Raw genomic sequence first — 16,202 nt, 5'->3', positions numbered from 1 at the left:
CCGCCCTAGATTTTTTCGGTTGACGGTTGCTGACGCAACAGTTGTGCCTCGTTTCTTTAACCATACAGGGATGTGTGGATGAATGCTGTCACGAAAAACTTTACCGCCGCGCTCAGCCATCCGAGCGCGCGCCTGACCCAGCACCTCAGGATCTGGATCGGCTCCCAGCCCCATGACCTCGACGTGCTCGATTTCAAGGCCAGCGGTGGCTTCTGCAAGGACTACCGCGTCGACGTCACGGTTACGTCGCCACGGCTGGAGATCGACGGCAAGCAGTATGTGGGCCGTCGCGCGGGCCTGCAGATCGACGAGCAGGCGGCGGTGCCCTCGGTGAGCTACGTGCAGCCCGTCAGTCACGCCGCCGCCACCTTCAACGGCGTGGTGACGAGCTGGAAGCGCATCCGCACGAGCCGCGACGAGTCGGCTTACCAGATACGCATCGAGCCGCGCTTTGTGGCCCTCTGCAAACGCATCATCAAAAGCGACACATTCAAGGATGTGACGTTGCAGGAGCTGATCACCCAGGCGCTGGTGGACCGCAAGAATTTCGATGCCTTCGATGTCGAATTCCAGATCGAAGGGCTGCAGGAGAAGATGGAGCAGGTGGTGATGCTGGAGGAGTCGCTCTGGAATTTCATCGCCCGCCATTGCCGCCGCCTCGGCGTTTTCTGGTTCTACAAGCAGGGACGCGGCAAGGACGGCAAGCTCGACACCATCGTGTTCGCCAACAATCCGCGCGCCTATATCCGCTCGGTCGACGTGCCGCTGCTGGATGCCTCGGGCCTGCACGCGAGCTGGCACGAAGCGGCCCAGGCCGTGCATGAGCAGCGCGCGCTGGTGCCGGCCACCATCGAACTGTGGGAGCGCAACTACTGCACGCCGGACGATCCCCTTCGCGCCACGGCGAATGTCTCCATCGGGACGGATGACCGCTCGTCGTTCGGGCAGATCAGTCGCAGCGTCGAAGGCCATCTGACGCCAGCGCAGGGCGAAGCATTCGCGCAGACGCGGCGCGAGGAGCAGATCGCGCGTCAGGCGACGCTGGCGGGCAGGACCGACGCCAAGGGCATCGCGGCGGGCGTGGTAATGAAGCTCACCAATGCGAAGATGCCGAGCGCCGAATACGGCTTCGTGATCACTTCGTTCAAGATGAAGGGCAGCCGCACCAAGCCGGCCTATACGCGCTTCAAGGCGATGCCGGCGAACCTGACCTACCGGCCCAGGTTTGACTTTGAGCGGGACTGGCGTTTTCTGCCTGGTCCCGCTGTGGGCGTGGTCACGACGAGCGACTCCGCCCCCTACGGCGACATGGACGACCACGGGCGTTATAGCGTGCTGCCGAAGTTCCTGCAGGGCACGGGCAACACCGACAACAAGCTGCTGAAGCTGCGCCTGCTGCGTCCGTCATCGTCCTACCAGGGCGGCTTCCACTCGCCCCTGCTGCCGGGAACCGAGGTCCTGCTCGACGCCGAAAATCGCGACGTGGACCGCATCTACATAGCGGGGGCCATGCACGACTACGCCCACCCGGACGTGGTGCGCGGAGACCAGTCGCTGTTTAGCTATGCCATCTGGCGCTCGCCGCTGCTGGGGGCCGAGGTCATTTTTAACGATCTGCAGGGCAAGGAAAGCGCGCGGATCGCGACGGTGTACAGCCAGTCGGCCGTCAATCTCGGTTACCTGCTCAACAGTAAAAAGCTCCTGCGGGGTGAAGGGTCCGAAATGACGACCCAGGGCTGGGGCACGACGCGCGCGGCGAAGGGACTGTTCCTCTCGGCGGATGCGGCGGCCGGGGCCGATACGCCGCACCTTGAGATGCCCGCAGCCGTCGCGCAACTCAAGGCGGCATTGCAGCGCGTGACGGACCTTGCGGCGGCGACGGCGCAGGCTGGGGCCGACCCTGCCGACCGGGCCACGCAGGCGGCGCTCCTCGATGGGCTGAACCAGTTGCGCGACGCGGGGCTGCTCGCGAGCGCCCCCGGCGGCATGGCGTTCGTGACGCCGAAATCGGCGCAGCACTCGGCGGGCCAGAACGTGATCGTTACGGCAGGCCAGGACATGGACGTCAGCGTCGTGAAGCGACTGCGCATGGTGGCGGGTGAGCTGATTTCCTTGTGCGCGCACAAGCTTGGTCTCAGCCTCACGGCGGCGAAGGGGAGGTTTACGGCGGCGGCGCTCACTGACGGCATGGATCTGTTCGCGCAGAAGCAGTTGCGTGTCGCCAGCGAAAGTGCGGATGTGCAGGTGTCGGCGAAGTCGAAGATCACGCTCAACTGCGGCGGGGCCTCGGTTGTCATGGAGGCGGGCAACATCACGTTCCACTGCCCCGGCGCATACACCATCAAGGCCGCCTCGTTCACGTTTGTCGGCCCCGACAACGTGCCGGCCAAGCTGCCCCTCCTGCCGAATAGCGACCTGCAGCTTAACGACCGGTATACCCACACGGACTAATACGCGATGATCATCAGCCCTCCCTTTCTGCCCGAAGCGGGCATCACCTCCACCGATGGCTCGAAGCCGGATCCCATGATGGACGCCGTCGACCAGTTCGAACTGGCTCGCGGCATCTACCCGGTCGCGTCTGACCGGCGCTGGCATTGCGGCAGTCATCTGGCACCGGACACGCACGGCGAGGTTTACGCCATTGCCGATGGCGGGGTGGTGGCGTACCGGGTCTGCCAGCACGCGGTGGATCCCTATAGCTGCAATGTAGGCTTCGTCCTGCTCAGGCATTCGACCGAAACGGGTGACGGTCGCAAGCTGACGTTCTATTCGCTCTACATGCATCTGCTGCCGCTCGCGGAGTACCAGTCATTCGGGCACGACGGGACGCGGTTGCCGGAGTTCCTGCAAAAATCCTCCGGCGTGGACAGGAAAGGGCAGGTCACGCCTGCGGCGAAGGGCAGTGGCCAGAAGGTCAGGCGCAAGGATGTCCTTGGGTTTGTCGGACGCTACCAGGGCGTGACGCACCTGCACCTCGAAATCTTCATGGTGCCAGACGATTTCACGGCGTATTTCGGGCATACACAGCTCGGCGTGGCATCGCCGGCCACGGCGACAACGCCGGACTGCTGGGGCCACACCTATTACACGATTCCGGCCGGGCAGCAGTTCTTCGCGCAGCCGCCTGGAACCGGGGCGGGCAACAAGCTGCACGGGATCAGGTTCACGCCGGGGCAGACGGACAAAAACGCGCTGCAACTCGTCGTCGAGATGTACTTCAGCAAGGGGGCGAAGTACACCAACGTCTGGAGCATCGCGACGGACGGTTCGCGCACGCTTCTGACGCCGGAGCCCGTCGAGGAAAAGGACTACGAATACGATCTCTACCATCGCGCGACGGCGCTCTACGATGCCTGCCCGAGCGACGGGTACGAGATGCAGCGCTTCGGGCGTGTCCTGTCCTCGGCCGTGACCCCGCCTCCAAACCCGCAGACCTGGGTGCAGGTGACCTACGCTGCGGGGAAGCAGGGGTATATCGATATCAGCAAGGCGGAGATCAGGAAGTTATCCGATGCGGATTTCCCGTCGTTCATGGGCTGGCAGAAGATCAGCGACGCCAACACGCCATTCGATAGTAACGGGATGTGCGATATCAACGCACTGAAGAAACTTGTCAAGGATGCGGGGGATACCGGCGAGCTACCGGTGATAGAGGACATGACGGAGGCACAGAGGGCGCAAGCGCTGTCAACCTACGTGAGGATGAACGATCCGGTGCGTCAGGCACTACGCGGATTTATCTGCAACGCGCCGAGCGAATGGGATAGCAAGAACAACGAGACGCGCTACACGAAGCTGCTCGATGAGGGCGGGTTCTACCACGGAAACCAAACGGGTTACGGCGATTTTCTCAAGTACCTCAGGGAAGTCCAGTTCTGGGATGTGACCGGCTTGCCCGCCGGGGAGAAGCTCTGGTTCTTCCATCCGCTCGCGTTTATCCGGCACTTCAGGAAGTGTGCTTGGTTCTCCAAGGATGAGTTCGCGTTGATTTACCCGGACAGTCACATGTCTGGCAACGCGGCCGTTATTCGAGAGAAGTACAGAAAACCTCTGAACTTCTCTCTGCGAAAATACGGGATGTTGAATTACCTGAAGCAGTCGCACTTCTTAGGGCAGGGTGCAGTGGAATCTAACTTTCTCTGTACTATGCAGGAGTCGAGTATGGTGGGTAACGTGACGGCAACTGCTGTTTACGGTACTCACATAAATCCAGTATCGGTAAAATCAGAGAAAGATCTTGGGCATTGGTATGGTGCAATTCCGTCTGAAGACGACCCGTACTACAGATTGGCAAAATATAGTTCAAATGGTGGTTTAATCACCTCATCATATGACTGGAGAGGTGGGAACTGCGACCGAGAGGATGCCCAAAAATTTCGCGGTCGCGGGTTTAAGCAACTCTCACCTTCAGAAGTAATTACGCGGACTATTGGTTATATCGAGCATGGATTGAGCAATCGAGTTTTACTGCGTCGTGGTGGAGCGATCCACAATATCACGCGAAACATCGCGCACTGATGACAAAAATTCCTGCGCGCGTTGATAATCCTGAAGTTATCGCGACAGTGCCAGAGAATTGCTTGGACTCTGGGGCGTGGTACATAACCTGCCTCAGGCCGAAGGTTGTTCGTGCCATTGATAGTGACAGTTTTAACATACCGAAAACTGCAGCTGAACTCGCAAAAGAAGAGCAGATAATAAAAGATGTCACAAGAGGTATCAATGGTGCGCTTATCGGGCTTGATAAGCGAATTAAGTTTACTCGCATGATCAAGGGGGTTCTTCTGTGAAAACAAATTTTCTCGTATTTGTAGGTCTGCTCGCTGCATCAGTCCAAGTCTACTGCAATACTACTAACTCCACGAACACGGCAGCATCTTTTAATTTGTCTGTGCAGACCAAGGCCGGTGACTTTCACTGCTTGATAGACGAAGAACCCATTGACGTTGCACTGAGTTCGGATGGTGAGGCAGTTATCGTCTCGGGTACCGGCTACGTCCCCATAGGCGAGTTAAGTCATTGCAAGACTGACACGCCTGTTCACGTGAGGCGCGCAGCCCCGCACGTGGGGTTTCTATCGGACATAAATATCAAGGCGGGTATTTACGCATCAATGGTCCCAGTTAGCGTTTCACCTTTGAGTTTTTTAGCGGTTGTTGGAAAAATCGGGAGCGACAGGAATTTGGTTGAAAAACCGGGATTCTATAGAACCACTGTGAGAAAGTCTAAGTTGGAAGAAGAGGCATCTTCGGATATGGATCCAGTCATATCGCTTGATGGAAAATATATATCAGTAGACCGGCGTCAGTGCGGATCAGATCCTGATATTGACGTGATTGAAATCAAAACAGGAAAGACGATTGTAATCGACAACAAAGCCTGCAGCAGGTTGTTCAATTGGATTAAGTGATTGTTCAGCAGCCGGTGATGACTGCCACAATCAATTTATGGTCAATCGAAATGAAATCCCCTATCCGAAAAGGTGACAATCTTGAGAACGGCGGTGAAGTCACAGGCGGCTCGCCGTGGACTGAGTTCATGGGCCGTCCGCTCGCCCGAAAGGGTGACACGGCTATATGCAACCAGCACGGCCCGACCGTCATAGACGAAGGTTACGCGCGGTTTCCCGACCGCGATGGCAAGGAGGTCGCCTTCCATCATTACCGCTGCGCGTGCGGTTGCCGGCTGATCTCGTCGCTGCAGAACGTCAATATCGCGTAATGCCAGTCGATCTTTCTCCAGCCGGACGCCCGAGCGCCTATCCGCGCCGCCCCAGGTTCTGGCCGTACGATGTAAAAAGTCCGCCCTTGCGTTGGCGCGAGACGCAAAATTCATATCGAGTATTGGGGGATCAACCGTGAAAAAATATTTGTTTTTATTTTTCTTGATGATTTTTCTCGGTAATGCGTGCGCAGCTGTTGTCAGTTCCTGCGATGGAAATTATTTGGCAATGGACGATGTCCGCAGCCACGTAACAATAAAACATGATGGGCGAAATATCGGGTTGGCGAAAATCGATCACGCTATTCGTGGGGGAGTTTTTAGCCTCGATGGTTCGATGTTGGTTGTATTCGGGTTGCCTACAAAAATTGATGCGAATTATCCGCAAGTCACACATCTATCTATATTTTTTGTAAGGCCAAAAATGCAACTCATTGAAAGAGAGGTGTATGGTGGTGGAGTATACGATGCTGCCTTCAGTGTTGATCAAAATTTTATCGTTGTCGAGAATCAATTCGGGGTTGATGTGATAAACCTCAAGAAAAAAAAGGCTCAGTCATTCGGTGCGGCGTATATTCCGCAATTCAAGACTCAGCAATGTTCAAAAAATTAATTTCCTAAAAATGCAATCTCCTGTCCGTAAAGGCGACAAACTCGAACACGGCGGCGAAGTGACCGGTGGTTCGCCCTGGTTCGAGGTCATGGGGCGACCGCTCGCCCGCAAGGGTGACGAGGCCATCTGCGAACAACACGGTCCGACTACAATTGACGAGGGCTACGCCAAGTTTCCCGACCGAGATGGCAAGGCCGTCGCTTTCCACCACTATCGCTGTGCGTGCGGCTGCAGGCTGGTCTCGTCGCTGATGAACTTCAACATCGCGTAATGCCGGTCGATCTTTCTCCAGCCGGACGCCCGAGCGCCTATCCGCGCCGCCCCAGGTTCTGGCCGTGGTGGTTCTGCATCTGGCTCGCCTGCAATGTATTCGGCGTTGCCATTGCGATGCTGCTTTGGCCGAAGGGAGAAGCGGCGCGCGGCGCATGGTTCTGGCTCTGTTTCGTTGGCTTTCCTAACGGTGCGTTCGTGTTCCTGTTTGCCATTGAGCGCGCTGGCTTCGAGGCGCTCTGGTACCGCGCGCGCTGGCGCAACCATCATCGTAGCCGGTGGCTGGCGGATCGGCTGCGCATCGCGCAGAAGCCACTCCAAGTGCTCGGCGTTGGCTATTGCCTGCCGCTTGGAGGAGAACCCGAACGGACGCTGGCCGGCGTGATAGCCGCCAAACAACGTCTGCCCGCCTCGCAGGTGCCGCGCGCCGGCTCGAAGCCCATCGAACATGCCCGCTTCGAGGAGGCCGACTGGCTGGTCGACGAACCGGTTGTCGCCGATCGCCTTACTGACGACCAAGCGATCGCTGCTCTCGGTCCAGCGAAACAGGTTTCGCTGCTCGCGCTCAAGATGGCCAAGTCGCTTGAGTCTCTGGCGACGAGCCTGCGAGCGCTCACGTGCTATGAGCGGGTCTGGTGGCCGCAGGTCCGCGTGCTGGCCGCGCCGGGCAAGGAGAAGGCGGATGTCGCGCGGGTCATCGATGCCCTGCGCATCGCGGGCCTGCCGCCGCTGGTGGTCCAGGCGGCACCGGCGACGGACGGGTTGATGGTCGCCGACGCATGGCTCGATGCCAAGGAGCGCCGCCCGCTACTCGTCGTGGCAACGGCGTGGCATGAGGACGGGCCACCCGAAGGCAGCACGGAGGGATGTGTCGCCGTGCTGCTCGCACCGGGCTACTTCCATCTGCCCGAGGAGGTCAGGGTGGCCGCATTGCTGCACCGGCCCGTTCAGGGTCTTCCGGGCGAAGCCAAATACGGCTTCGCCAATGCGGCCGTATGGGGCAACGCTGCTTACACCTCGCTCGTGCGTGCCTGGATCACCCGGCCCGCCGACGGCGGCGACAAGGCGCTCAGTGCTGCCCATATGGATGCCATTGCGAAAGACGGAGCGCAGCGGCGGCCCGACCGTATCGTCGGCGACCTTGGCGACGGCAACGGCTGGCTCTCCATTGCAGCGGCCATCGAATCGGGCGCGGCAGAGGGCCCGCAACTCATCATCGACGGCGTACAGTCCGCGCTCCTGTACGTAACTCCTGCAACAACAGATATCAACCGGAATACTGATGACAGACCCCAGGCTTACCCTGCGCTCGCTTGAGCCCACAACCACGACGGAGGTATCCGCGCCATCGGGCCGTCTGGCGATCTGGGGGCTACCCGTCGCAGCCCTGGTCGTCGCCCTGCTTGCGATCGGCATCGTATCGCTGCGCGGCGACATAGTTGGAGTAACCACAGCCGAGTCGCGGCTCAAAGCGATTATCGCCATTCTCGTAACTTTCGCGGTCGTCGTCGTCGCTCACCTCGTCCTGTTCGCAACCGGCGCTTACGCCTTTGCGGGACGCCTCTTTCACCGGGAAACCGGCGATCACACGAAGGCAGCCAAGCCGCTCAGGCGCGATGCGCGGCTGCAACGCGTGTACGAGGAACTGCGCGTCTCGCACGGCTGGTTCTGGCGGCACCGCCTGCGCTGGCTGCTGGTGAACGGTACGGATGAACGCGTCGATCAGGTCGCGCCCGGTCTCAGGCAGGCGGGCGTCATGCATGTGGACGAAACCATCCTCGTGCATGTGTCGCCGGACGGGATCGAGGCGGCGAAGTGGCTGGGCCAGATCCGGCAGTTGCGCCGCCGCTACCCGGTCGATGGCGTCGTTCATGTCGCACGCGCGGACGATACGGATACCGAACTGCCCCGTGCACTTTCGGGCATCGCCACTGCGCTCGGCTGGGCCGCGCCCGTCACGTTCCTGCACCCGGTCGAGGCGAAGGGTAGCCCGTCGGAGCGCTTCGACGCGGTCGGCACCTTCATGCCGAACGATTCGCGCAGGCGGGCACAGGAAGCCGCCGCCAGGTTGCCGGATGTGCTGAACAAGGTCGAGCAGAGGTCTGCGGACGCGGGCGTACACCTTTGCACCCGCAACAACCTTCGGATGACCTGGCTGATGGAGATCTCGAAGTACGTCGGCGACCATTGCGAGCGCATCGTCGATGGCCTTCGGGGACTGGCTGCATCGAACTGGCTGCGCGCGCCGCTTGCGGGCGTCATGTTCGCGCCGGTTTTTCCGGGGCCGACCGTCGTACCGGTGCCGGTAGCCAACGGCGACGGGACGCCCGGCGAGCCCGCCGACGCGCCACCGGCAGTAACCGTCCTGCGCGTGCAGCCCGCCGCGTTGCTGCCGGTGTGGCGCGAGATCGCGGCGGGGGCGCCCAACTACCGGGGCCGGCGCGTCGGCTTCTACTGGCCCAACGCGCTCGCCACGCTCGTCACGGCTGCGGCGATCCTGTGGTGCGTATGGATGACGGTGTCCTTCGTCGGCAACCGGCAGTTGATGCGTGAGGCCAGTCAGACAGCGCAGGCCGCTGTCGATGCAAAACCGCAAACCGCCGAGGCCTGGCGAGCCCAGCTCGCGCTCCAGCAGTTGATGGAAAAGCTTGAGTACCGTCGGCAGCATGGCGCGCCCTGGTATCTACGCGCGGGCGTTTCTTCGAACGACGCCCTGCTCGCTGCGATGTGGCCGCCATACCGTATCGCCGCGAGGCATAACCTGCAGGAGCCCGTGGTGCGAACGATCACCGACCTGCTGAAGGCTGCGGGCGAAGCGCGGGCCGACGCGCTGCAGTCACAGGAGGCGCGCGGCAGCACCTACAACGCGCTCAAAACCTACCTGATGCTTGGAGACCCCGCCCGCGCCGACGCCGCATTTCTGCGGCGCTCGCTTGTCGCGTTGTGGCGCCGCCCGGTCGATATGCCGGAAGGCGAGCGCGACGATACGGGCGGTCGGCTGGCAGCCTTTTACGCCGATCACCTGCAGGCGCACCCCGAATGGCGCATCACACCCGACCAGAGCCTCGTGAGCACGACCCGCAACATGCTGGTGACGCAGATGGGCCTCGCATCGGCCGACGACACGGTGTACCAGAGCATCCTCGACGAGGTCAAAGGCAAGTACGCTGACGCATCACTCCAGACGTTGCTCAACGGCGCGGACGCGCAGGGCCTTTTCGGCACATCACAGACGGTGCCTGGCATCTACACGCGTGCCGCGTGGGACGGCATGATCGCGGACGCGATCGACAGGGCGGCGCGCGAGCGACGCGTCAGCGGCGACTGGGTGCTGACCGGCGCGCAGCCATCGCAGACCATCGGTAACACCCTCGCACAGGGTACGATCCGCACCAGCGCCGCCATCGACGAGAAGCGGGCGGCCGAAGAACTGAAGCAGCGACTGACAGCGCGCTACTTCGCGGAGTACACCGCCGCCTGGCAGACCATGCTCAACAGCCTCCAGTGGCAGCCAGCGAAGAACCTGAACGGTTCGATCGACCAGCTCACCCGTCTCGCCGATGCGCAGACCTCACCGCTGATCGCGCTGATGAAGTCGGTGCAGTATCAGGCGCAGGCGGGACGACCCTCACAGGCGCTGACCGACACGCTGGTGCGCAAGGCGCAAAGCCTGATTGGCAACAACGACGACGCGAATGGCCCGACCGTCAATCCGCTGGACAAGTCATTCGGCCCGCTGCTTGCATTGATGGGAGAGAGCGGCGTTGCAGCGACGAACAGCGGAAACGGCAAGGCCGGTGCATCGACGAACGTCGCGCTGAGTGGCGTCAGCCTGTCGCGCTATCTGACGGCGGTCACCACGATGCGACTGAAGCTTCAGCAGATCGCAGGCAGTCCCGACGCACAGGCGATGGCGCGCTCGCTCGCGCAGGCGGTCTTCCAGGGCAAGCTCTCGGAGCTGTCTCAGGCGCGTGACGATGCGGCGCTGACAGCCGCGAGCCTCGGCTCCGCGTGGGCGGGCTTTGGCAACGCGGTGTTTGCCCAGCCGCTCGAAGCGGCGTGGCAGACCATTCTGCAACCCGCCGCGGCGAGCCTGAACGAAGCATGGCGCGCAAGCGTGGCTGCACCATTCAACGCGGCGATGAGCGGCCGCTATCCGTTCTTTGACACGCAGGCCGATGCATCCTTCGCCGAACTCGGCCGCTTCGTGCGTCCCGACACCGGCCTGGTCGCCCGTTTCATCTCGACGCAACTCGCGGGCGTACTCAAGCTCGAGGGCGATCACTGGACACCGAACGAACTGGCACCACAGGCACTCCAGTTCGATCCGAAGTTCCTTGCCGGCCTGCGCCAGCTCTCGACGGTCGGCGCGCAACTCTACATAAAGGGCGATGCCAACGAGCGCTTCGAGATGATGGCCTTGCCGACGCCGGACGTGACGCGCTCGGAACTGTCGGTGGACGGCAAGCAGATCGTCTACTTTAACCAGCAGGAAAGCTGGACGCCGCTCGCCTGGCCCGGCGACGGCCTGAACGGGCACGCGGGTCTGACGTGGCAGACACTCAACGCGGGCCTGAGGCAGGCGTTCGATTCGACGGGCGACTGGGCATTCCTGCGCCTGCTCGCAAAAGCCGATGTGAAGCAGCTCGACAGTACCCGCTACCAGCTCACGTGGAACGACGCAAATGGCGACCCGTTGCGTTACCTGCTGCGAACCCAGGTTGGAGCCGGTCCGCTCGAACTGCTGAAGCTGCGCGGCTTCCAGATGCCCGAAAGGATTTTTGTTGTCGGCAAGGCTGGTGCCGTACCGATGCTTCCTCCCCTGCCACCGGAATTGCAACCATGACCGCACCCTGGAAGAAAAACCCGACTGAGCACGAGAATCCGTTCCTCAGGTACTACGACGAAGAGATGCGCTACCTGCGCGAGGCAGGCCGCGAGTTTGCGCAGGCGCAGCCTGACGCCGCGCGTCGCACGGGGATGCTCTACGGCGAACCTGAGGGGGCTGCGCGCGCGGTGAACGAAGCCTTTGCATTTCTCTCGGCGCGGCTACGCATGAAGCTCGACGACGGCATGCCCGAGGTGACCGACGCGCTGCTCGATAACCTCTATGAGCACGCGGCGCGCGCTATTCCGTCGCTGTCGATCATCGAATGCTCGCCGCTGAACCGAACGGGCGCAACTGCGGTGCCGATTCCCGCCGGAGCCGTCGTACGCTCAACGCCCGTCGGTCCCGATAAGGTGCAGTGCGTGTACCGGACGACGCAGCCCGTCGAGCTGTTACCGCTCTCGGTAGAAGATGCGGTCGTCGCCGTACGCGCCGACGGGCGTACGGTGATCCGCCTGACGTTTGGTCTCTGGCTCGGGGAGCAGCGCGAGCGCATGGACCTGTCGCGTATTCGCCTGTACCTGCATGGCGACCGGCCCGCTGCGGCTACGCTATACGCGGCGCTCACGCGGCAGGTTGCGTCAATCGGGCTGCGTCTGCCGTCAGTACGGGACGGCGCCTTGCAGCCGCTGGACGGGGTGCATGTCGAGGCGGCAGGCTTCGGCCCGTCGACGCGGCTATGGCCAGTCACAGACGCGAAGCGCGACGGGCAACTGGACCGCGAGCAGACGATGCTGGAGTATTTTGTGTTCCCGCAAAAGTTTCACTTCGTCGACCTGTGCGGGTTCGATGCTGCGGCGCTGCCGGCGGGTGAAGCGCAGATGACCTTCGAGATTGAACTCGATGCCCGGATGCCTGGCGACTATCCCGTCAGCCGCGAGAATTTCCGCCTGTTCTGCACGCCTGTCATCAACCTGTTTGAGGTCGATGCGTTGCCGTTGGAACCTGTCGGCTGGCACGACAGGGAGCACTGCATCCGCGTACAGCCTGGCATCGCCTCTCATGTCGAGCCGTACGATGTACTCGCGGTGATCGCCGCCGAGCCGGAGGACAGCGCACGGCACGACTACCGGGCGTTTACGAGTTTCCGGCATCGTGGCTGGGCGTTGCGTCACGAAAAGCCTGAGCGCTACTTCCATACGTCGACGCGTTTCGGTCCGCTTGGGCGGGAACTCTGGGTGACGCTGGCGGGGCAGCTATGGGCCGGAACGTACCGGCACGCAGAGAACGACGAGGACCGTCCCGATCCGGACCGCTACCTGACGGTACGCGCGCTCGCCAATAACGGGCGTCTCCCGCGCATGGCGCTGGCCGAGGCGACGATCACTGAAACCGTATCGGACTTCACCGGGATTGCATCGGTGCGCAACCTCACGGCACCGTCCATGCCGCTCTATCCGCCGCGCTATTACCCGGGCTACGACTGGCGCGTATTGGGGCACTTTACGGCGGGTGGCGCGAACGAACTGAACCGGGTCCATATGGAGGGCGCACCGGCGCTGCGTGAGACGCTGGAACTCTACGACTGGACGCCAGACGACGGGGTCTCGCGTCGTATCGACGCGATCAGGGACGTACGTTTCTCCGAGAAGCAGAAGGTGGAGCGGGCATACGTACAACGTATTGCGTGCGCATATGTCGAACTCGATCCGACCGCGTTCGACGGGCCGGGCGATGCTGCGCTATTCGGCGAAGTGCTCAATCACTTTCTGGGGCGCTACGCGAGCCTTCATGTTTCCATGCAACTGGTACTGAGCATCGGTGGCAAGGAGACCGTCTATCCTCGCATCGACTTCGAGGGAGCACCTTTGTGATGAGTGTCCGGATTTTGCGGGGTGCGCTCGGCGTGGGCCTCGCGCTGGCCGTCTCGGCATGCGGGACCTGGCAGTCGGTGAAGGACGGCACCGTGGATGTCACACGCGCGGTGTTCAAGACGAAAGTCAAACAGATGAACCTCGTGGTGACGGCACGCGGCGCACTGAACGAGGATGTGCGTGGCGCGTCGCTTCCGGTTGTGCTGCGCATCTACCAGTTGAAGGACGACAAGCCTTTCGTAACAGCGACCTACGCGCAACTGCTCGCGGGCAACGAGGCGCTGAAGGCCGCGACGCTCTGGAGCCGGGACGTGACGCTGGGACCGGGGCAGACATTGAAGATCTCGGAGCCGATCGGCGACGCAGCGAACTACGTAGGCGTGGCGGCGTTCTTCCTCGATACGGCCAACACCGAATGGTCCGTGCTCGTGCCGAAATCACAGTGGAAGAAGACCGATCCAGTGAGGCTGCTGGCAGTGGACCGCACACTGCAAATTGACGCGGAGCATCGATGAGGCTTCTGTACAGCTGGATGGTCGCCATTACCGCTATCTCGCGCCGGGTGCTAACAGCGTGACCTACGTCGAATACAACGGCAAGGTCTATGTTGGTGACTTGCTTCAGTCCGGCGATATCCATGACGTGCGGCCTGCCGCGTACAACCGCATTGCCGCCGATTTCATCTCCCAGGAGCCGCAGCGGATCGGACTATCGCAGTAGCCCGCCTGAGGGTATTGCTGGAAGCTGAAACGCAATGGGTCGCAACGCGCAATCGCCTCCGGTTCGTCGCCCTGTCATGCCCGGAACGGCAGCGCCTCTCCCCCGGCGCTGCGTTCTTTTACGCCCGCGTCTGAGCAATCCCCAGCGGGCGCGGCACAGATGAGGCCGGCCTTGAAGGCCTCGGACAGGGCAGGCGATGCCGTCCGTGGCTCAGGAACCGTATCATCGCGTCGCGGCTGGCGGCTAAACCGTTCATGGAGGTCTCCTGCCCTGGCGCGCGGTACCCGGCCTCGCGACCGGTATGACCGTCAGCGACCGGATACCCTGCGCACCGCGAACCAGTACGCCCTCGATGTCCGCGGTCGCCGACGGGCCGCTCATCAGCACCGCGTAGTTGGCCTCGAAGAACTGCGATAAGGAAACGGTGACTAGAATGGGAACTGAAAGAGTCGGTCGACCGCTGGTGCGGAAGGATCGTCGAGGGCCGCTTATTCGCGTTCAATCAAATCCGCGCATCCATAGCGCATTTATATGGGCGGCCGCCGAGATCGCAAAGGACGTAGAAACTACGGTTTCAGGACACCACTCAAAGGAATCGCCGTGCCGTCAGTCGCGTTCGTCGTGTTCGATGGGTTTCACGCCATGTCGCTCGCCGCGCAGCCGGTGTTTTCGTTTGCCAATCGGAAATTCGGTGAATCGTTCTACGAAGTACTCACGCTGTCGGAACATGGCGCGCCGGTCAGACCGATCGGTGGTCCCACGGTGATGACCGAACCCTTCGAAGAGCGAACGTTCGACACGGTCCTTTTCACGGGCGGCGATCCGGGCGCGGCGCGGCCGTCCCATGGGCTGCTCGCCTACGCACGTCACAGCGCGGCGACGGCCCGGCGCGTCGCCGCTATTTGCACGGGCGCCTTCGTGCTGGCCGAAGCGGGCCTTCTCGACGGCAAGCGCGCCACCACGCACTGGGTCTATGCGTCCGCGCTGCGGAAGCAGTTTCCGCGCATCCGTGTGGAGGAAGACCGGATTTACGCGGTCGACGGTTCGATCTGGACGTCGGCGGGCATGACGGCGGGAATCGATCTCGCGTTGGCGCTGGTCGAGGCCGATCTGGGGGTGGAGGTTGCGAGATCGGTCGCGCAAACGCTCGTCGTTTCTCATCGACGCGCCGGTGGTCAGTCCCAGCATTCGGCGTTGCTGGAACTCGATGCGAAATCGGATCGCATTCAGTCCGCGCTGACGTACGCGCGGAAGAATCTCGCGCAACCGCTGCTGGTGGAACAACTGGCCGAAGTGGCGCGGCTCAGCCCGCGTCAGTTTAGCCGCGCGTTCCGGGCGGAGACGGGGCAATCGCCCGCCAAGGCCGTCGAGAGACTGCGTCTCGAAGCCGCGCGGCACATGCTGGAAAGGAGCCGCCATACGGTCGAACAGATCGCCCAGCAGACCGGATTTTCCGACCCGCGCCGCATGCGCGATGCGTTCACTCGAGCGTTTGGACAACCGCCACAGGCGATACGTCGCAATGCGCGCTGGGCCGCGCCGGGATGATGGGGGCGGCCCAGCGCAGTCTTCGATCGGTAGGTCTGGTCGGCAATGACCCGCGCGACCGTTTGCAGCGACTGCTCGAGCGTCGTCAAGCTGACCGAGCCGAGCGCGAGCCGGATCGCGTGCGGTACGTGCGCCGACGCGGCGAACGGATGCGCGGTCGAAACGGCGATCTTCTCGCGCCTCAGGGCCATGGCGATCGCCTGGCGCAACGCGGCGCATTCGATGCCGAACTCGTCGCCGTCGAAATAGAAGGGCGCAAGGGCAGCATCCAGTTCACGCACGACGAGCAGCCGCGTCCGGAAACGACCGTGGAAACGCTGGCAAAGCTGCGTCCCGCGTTCCGTCCCGATGGCACGATCACGGCGGGCAATGCGCCCGGCCTGAACAGCGGTGCGGCGGCAATGGTCGTGGCCGAGCGCGGTTATGCCGACGCCAGGGGCATCGAAGCGAGTGCGCGTCTTGCGGCTTTCGGCATCGCCGCCGTCGAGCCCGGCATGTTCGGTCTCGGTCTCGGTCCGGCCGTGCATATCGCGTTGGAGCGAGCGGGCTGGAAGCTCACCGATCATCGCTGTGGCGCAGCATGATTCAATTGACCGTCGCCAACGAAGCGGCATATCTTGAGCAT

13 protein-coding genes and 2 pseudogenes are annotated in these 16,202 nt (G+C 62.0%); 14 read left to right on the top strand and 1 reads right to left on the bottom strand.

Annotation, left to right across the window (positions count from 1 at the left end; all coding sequences use genetic code 11):
* Positions 1-78 precede the first annotated feature (78 nt).
* From OKW37_RS33720 to OKW37_RS33660, 13 genes are all read left to right on the top strand, one after another.
* The gene (locus OKW37_RS33720) at positions 79-2,451 is read left to right on the top strand and encodes a DUF2345 domain-containing protein (RefSeq protein WP_429403517.1); all 2,373 of its coding nucleotides are present in this window, start codon (positions 79-81) and stop codon (positions 2,449-2,451) included.
* A gap of 6 nt (positions 2,452-2,457) precedes the next feature.
* A complete protein-coding gene (locus tag OKW37_RS33715; protein ID WP_429403516.1) occupies positions 2,458-4,521 on the top strand; it encodes a peptidase M23 in 2,064 nt (687 codons plus the stop codon).
* On the top strand, positions 4,521-4,793 hold the full coding sequence (locus OKW37_RS33710) for a hypothetical protein (protein ID WP_429403515.1): 273 nt from the start codon (positions 4,521-4,523) through the stop codon (positions 4,791-4,793). The genes OKW37_RS33715 and OKW37_RS33710 overlap by 1 nt, the downstream gene beginning before the upstream one ends.
* Entirely contained in the window at positions 4,790-5,413 is a 624-nt protein-coding gene (locus tag OKW37_RS33705; RefSeq protein WP_429403514.1) for a hypothetical protein, read from the top strand. The genes OKW37_RS33710 and OKW37_RS33705 overlap by 4 nt, the downstream gene beginning before the upstream one ends.
* Before the next feature lie 50 nt (positions 5,414-5,463).
* Positions 5,464-5,724 carry a PAAR domain-containing protein gene (locus OKW37_RS33700; RefSeq protein ID WP_429404358.1) on the top strand — a complete coding sequence of 87 codons (261 nt, stop codon included), beginning with the start codon at positions 5,464-5,466 and terminating at the stop codon, positions 5,722-5,724.
* A gap of 136 nt (positions 5,725-5,860) precedes the next feature.
* Positions 5,861-6,337 carry a hypothetical protein gene (locus OKW37_RS33695; protein ID WP_429403513.1) on the top strand — a complete coding sequence of 159 codons (477 nt, stop codon included), beginning with the start codon at positions 5,861-5,863 and terminating at the stop codon, positions 6,335-6,337.
* 10 nt (positions 6,338-6,347) lie between these two features.
* Positions 6,348-6,608 carry a PAAR domain-containing protein gene (locus OKW37_RS33690; RefSeq protein WP_429403512.1) on the top strand — a complete coding sequence of 87 codons (261 nt, stop codon included), beginning with the start codon at positions 6,348-6,350 and terminating at the stop codon, positions 6,606-6,608.
* A complete protein-coding gene (locus OKW37_RS33685; protein ID WP_429403511.1) occupies positions 6,608-7,924 on the top strand; it encodes a hypothetical protein in 1,317 nt (438 codons plus the stop codon). Before OKW37_RS33690 ends, OKW37_RS33685 begins: the two co-directional genes overlap by 1 nt.
* Complete coding sequence (locus tag OKW37_RS33680; RefSeq protein ID WP_429403510.1) at positions 7,890-11,453, top strand: ImcF-related family protein; 3,564 nt, start codon at positions 7,890-7,892, stop codon at positions 11,451-11,453. The genes OKW37_RS33685 and OKW37_RS33680 overlap by 35 nt, the downstream gene beginning before the upstream one ends.
* Positions 11,450-13,309, top strand: a complete 1,860-nt coding sequence (gene tssF / locus OKW37_RS33675) for a type VI secretion system baseplate subunit TssF (protein ID WP_429403509.1) — start codon at positions 11,450-11,452, stop codon at positions 13,307-13,309. The genes OKW37_RS33680 and tssF overlap by 4 nt, the downstream gene beginning before the upstream one ends.
* A complete protein-coding gene (tssJ, locus tag OKW37_RS33670) occupies positions 13,309-13,824 on the top strand; it encodes a type VI secretion system lipoprotein TssJ (protein WP_429403508.1) in 516 nt (171 codons plus the stop codon). Before tssF ends, tssJ begins: the two co-directional genes overlap by 1 nt.
* A gap of 58 nt (positions 13,825-13,882) precedes the next feature.
* Entirely contained in the window at positions 13,883-14,029 is a 147-nt protein-coding gene (locus OKW37_RS33665) for a hypothetical protein (protein WP_184060570.1), read from the top strand.
* A 600-nt stretch (positions 14,030-14,629) separates the two neighbouring features.
* On the top strand, positions 14,630-15,577 hold the full coding sequence (locus tag OKW37_RS33660) for a GlxA family transcriptional regulator (protein ID WP_429403507.1): 948 nt from the start codon (positions 14,630-14,632) through the stop codon (positions 15,575-15,577).
* Positions 15,578-15,606: 29 nt separating this feature from the next.
* Here OKW37_RS33660 and OKW37_RS33655 read toward each other — a convergent pair.
* Positions 15,607-15,777: pseudogene (locus OKW37_RS33655) on the bottom strand (PLP-dependent aminotransferase family protein); the annotation flags it as partial.
* A gap of 9 nt (positions 15,778-15,786) precedes the next feature.
* Here OKW37_RS33655 and OKW37_RS33650 point away from each other — a divergent pair.
* Positions 15,787-16,140 (top strand): annotated as a pseudogene (locus tag OKW37_RS33650) (acetyl-CoA C-acyltransferase); the annotation flags it as partial.
* Positions 16,141-16,202 lie beyond the last annotated feature (62 nt).

Source organism: Paraburkholderia sp. MM5482-R2 (assembly GCF_050436125.1).
Lineage (GTDB): Bacteria > Pseudomonadota > Gammaproteobacteria > Burkholderiales > Burkholderiaceae > Paraburkholderia > Paraburkholderia tuberum.
Note: the sequence above shows the minus strand (reverse complement) of the source record. Positions and strands in the feature narration are given on the sequence as shown.

Bases quoted from the DNA above. Each gene is read 5' to 3' on its own strand.
- OKW37_RS33700 (WP_429404358.1), top strand. From the start codon at position 5,464: ATGAAATCCCCTATCCGAAAAGGTGACAATCTTGAGAACGGCGGTGAA.
- OKW37_RS33720 (WP_429403517.1), top strand. From the start codon at position 79: ATGAATGCTGTCACGAAAAACTTTACCGCCGCGCTCAGCCATCCGAGC.
- tssJ (WP_429403508.1), top strand. From the start codon at position 13,309: ATGAGTGTCCGGATTTTGCGGGGTGCGCTCGGCGTGGGCCTCGCGCTG.
- OKW37_RS33685 (WP_429403511.1), top strand. From the start codon at position 6,608: ATGCCGGTCGATCTTTCTCCAGCCGGACGCCCGAGCGCCTATCCGCGC.
- OKW37_RS33690 (WP_429403512.1), top strand. From the start codon at position 6,348: ATGCAATCTCCTGTCCGTAAAGGCGACAAACTCGAACACGGCGGCGAA.
- tssF (WP_429403509.1), top strand. From the start codon at position 11,450: ATGACCGCACCCTGGAAGAAAAACCCGACTGAGCACGAGAATCCGTTC.
- OKW37_RS33710 (WP_429403515.1), top strand. From the start codon at position 4,521: ATGACAAAAATTCCTGCGCGCGTTGATAATCCTGAAGTTATCGCGACA.
- OKW37_RS33680 (WP_429403510.1), top strand. From the start codon at position 7,890: ATGACAGACCCCAGGCTTACCCTGCGCTCGCTTGAGCCCACAACCACG.
- OKW37_RS33715 (WP_429403516.1), top strand. From the start codon at position 2,458: ATGATCATCAGCCCTCCCTTTCTGCCCGAAGCGGGCATCACCTCCACC.